4 protein-coding genes are annotated in these 3,084 nt (G+C 62.2%); all 4 read right to left on the reverse strand.

Annotated elements, in window-relative coordinates; translation table 11 throughout:
* Nucleotides 1-1,745, reverse strand: a 1,745-nt coding sequence (sctV, locus tag OXG98_00610) for a type III secretion system export apparatus subunit SctV (GenBank protein ID MCY3770514.1), incomplete at its 3' end; no start/stop codon positions are given.
* Between the two features lie 32 nt (nt 1,746-1,777).
* Nucleotides 1,778-2,092, reverse strand: a complete 315-nt coding sequence (locus tag OXG98_00615) for a hypothetical protein (protein MCY3770515.1) — start codon at nt 2,090-2,092, stop codon at nt 1,778-1,780.
* Between the two features lie 17 nt (nt 2,093-2,109).
* Nucleotides 2,110-2,490, reverse strand: coding sequence for a hypothetical protein (locus OXG98_00620; protein MCY3770516.1), 381 nt, complete (start codon nt 2,488-2,490; stop codon nt 2,110-2,112).
* A 5-nt stretch (nt 2,491-2,495) separates the two neighbouring features.
* Nucleotides 2,496-2,906: a hypothetical protein gene (locus OXG98_00625; protein ID MCY3770517.1), complete on the reverse strand. Its 411-nt coding sequence runs from the start codon at nt 2,904-2,906 to the stop codon at nt 2,496-2,498.
* Between the last annotated feature and the right edge of the window lie 178 nt (nt 2,907-3,084).

Here is a 3,084-nt window from a genome sequence, read left to right on the forward strand (position 1 = left end):
TCCGTCAACATGACCACGTCCTTCTCCTGCTGGCCCCATTCGACCAGCGACTCGAGGATCAGGCGGACGTTGCGAATGGAGACGTCCTCTCCGACCAGGCGCTGCAGGACCTCGCTGGTCTGGTGGATGGGCAGGACGCGCTGGGCTTCCTTGATGAGTTCGGGGTAGGTTTCCTGCAGCCGCTCGAACAGTTCGTGGGTTTCCTGTATGCCGACGAACTCTTCCGCATACCGCTTCATGACGTATGCCAGGTGATAGGTGAGCACCTTGTGCAGCGGCATGAACGACATGGACGTCTCGCGCAGGGACTGGGCATGCTTCTCTTCGATCCAGATTGTCGGCATGTTCGGCAGGAAAGGATCCCCCCGTTCAGTGGGAATTTCCGTAATGTCGAGCTGCGATTCGCTGTCGGCGTACAGGACGCAGCCGGGTCGCAGAACTCCCCTGGCAACGGGAATCTCCTGGAGCAGGATCGCGTAGGCGTTCTCGGCGATGTTCTCGTTGAATCGAACGTGGATGCCGGGAAAGGGCACCCCGAGGTCGAGATACAGGGCGCGCCTTATCTTCGCGGCTTCCCGGTTCAGGAGACGCATGTCGAGGTGCGGCTGCAGGGAAGCGGATATGTCGACCAGCAGGGGCGGACCCAGGGTGACTTCCTGTTTGCCCGTCAACTGCGCTTCCACTTCGGCCTCGGAGCTTGTTTCCGTCGATATGGGTGTAAGAATCGAAGAGACTTGGCTTTCCGCGTTGTCCTCCTCCTTCTTTCTGGAAGCCCTGAGCAGCAGAAGCCCGGCGCCGGAGGTTGCCGCGGCCAGGGCAAGAAAAGTGAACATGGGGAAACCGGGAACCAGGCTGAACGCCACCATGAGCGCGCCCGCGACAAGCAGGGCCCGTGGCTGGGCGCCGAATTGCCGGCCGATGTCGCTGGCCAGGTTTTCCGTCTCGTCGGTGCTGACCCGGGTGACGATGATTCCCGCCGTCATGGCGATCAGCAAAGCGGGAATCTGCGCCACCAGCCCGTCTCCGATAGTAAGGATCGAGTAGATCTGAATGGCCTCGTCGAAGTTCAGGCCGCGCTGCGTCATGCCGATGATCAGCCCGCCGACAAGGTTTACGCCGATGATGATCAGTCCGGCGATGGCGTCCCCCTTGACGAACTTCATGGCGCCGTCCATCGAGCCGTAGAGCTGGCTCTCCTTCTCGACCACCTGCCGCCGCCGGCGCGCCTCGGCCATGTTGATCACACCGGCGCGCATGTCCCCGTCTATGCTCATCTGCTTGCCGGGCATCGCATCGAGGGAAAAGCGTGCGCTCACTTCGGCCACGCGCTCCGCGCCCTTGGTTACCACCAGGAACTGGACGATGGTGATGATCAGGAAGATCACCATGCCGATCACGAGGTTGCCGGCGACGACGAAGTTGCCGAACGTGTCGATGATGGCGCCGGCATCGGCCTGCAGCAGCACGAGCCGGGTCGTAGTGATGGACAGGGCCAGGCGGAACAGGGTCGACAGCAGCAGAACCGCGGGGAATGCGAAGAAATCGCTGGCCGTGCGGATGTAGATGGCGAGCATCAGCAGCACGACGGATATGCCCATGCTCATGCCGATGAGCACGTCCACCAGCTCGGTGGGCAGGGGCAGGATCATCATGAAGATGATGGCAACCAGGAGCGATGCGAGCAGTACGTCCTTGCGCTGCGTAATGCCGTAGAGAATGTTCTGGGCGTTTTCTGGAACGGGCATCTGGTATGGCCTTCGCCGTTTCGGGTTGTCGGTCAGGGTCCCGGGGGGTGTGGCGGTGGGGCGGGTGAGCGCTCTTCGAGACGGGCAGTCAGCGCGTCGACGGCGGCCCGGTCACGCTGGCTCAGTTGGCATCGGTCCAGGCGGCCCAGAGCCGTTCTGCAGCGGCCTTTCTCGTCCTGGATCAAGAGGGCGTAGGCGAGCAGTTTCTGTCCCTGCACGTTATATGGGTCGACCAGGCCGAGAAGCTCGAGCAGCACGATGGCCCGGTCGGTCTTGCGCTGATCCAGGAACGTGTTCGCCGCCGCAAGCAGCCAGGAAACGTGGTCTTCCCCAAGATCTTGAAACACGCTGGGCCCCCCCGATGTCATATGCCGATCAAGGTGTTGCGCGCGAACGCGAATGCGGTGAAATCGTCCTTCATCGCCGCGAGCAGCGTGCGGGCCGATTGCAGAATGCGGCCCGTTTCGCCGGGCTCGCCGGGATGGTTGGCGCTGGCTTTCTCAATCTGGTCGAAGAGCTGCCGGTAACGGGCGGGGGCGGTCACATAGGGATTGGAGAGGCTCGGCCTTACCGCATCCGCGAGCATTCTTTCGTTGGCGTTGAGATTGAAAACCCGTTCGACGTGCCGCGGAATCGAGGCGCCGGTCGGCAGATTGACCTTGTGACGCGGAAAGTCTTCCGGAGACCGGACCGAGGAAGGCTGATAGGAGACGCCCTCGACGCCCATGTGCAGCGTGATGGCCACGGCGTTCAGAGCCTCGCGTCTGCGTAGAGCTTGCGGATCAGCTTGAAGGCGTTGTACATGTGCCCTGCGTCCGTGCGGTAGAGGCGTGCGGCCAACACGATCAGGTCGTCGCCCTTCAGGCCGGCCTGGAGAAAGTACGGCTGGTGGCTGTCGGGGCTGCACGAACGAAGCAGCAGCGTGATCTTCTCTTCGACGTCGGAGGGCGGCACATGCCGAAACACGGCGAGCAGGAACTCATCTCCGGAACGCTCGACGTCCACGAGGTATCGGCCGCTGTCCACGGAGAGATTGAGGGTATCCATCGTCCAGTCGGCGGTATGGCTGAATCCCAGGCTGGCGCCGAAGTCCCCGACCGCTCTCGACCACCAGCGCGGACTGAACCCTCTATTGGCGCCTGAGGTTGTAGGATGGTTCAAATTCACACCCGTTCGCCGTATTTCCGGCGAGTCGCTCCGTCAGTCGTCGACCGCTTCGTTGTCGATGGCCAGGTCCAGGGCCTGCTGCACCGATATCATTACCCGGTCCCGTTGGCTCAGATCGTCACCGAAAGCCTTCAATGGCATCGAGCGGACGAGTTCCTTGAATCCCTGCAGC

The sequence above is a fragment of the Gemmatimonadota bacterium genome (genome assembly GCA_026706345.1).
Classification (GTDB): Bacteria; JAAXHH01; JAAXHH01; order JAAXHH01; family JAAXHH01; genus JAAXHH01.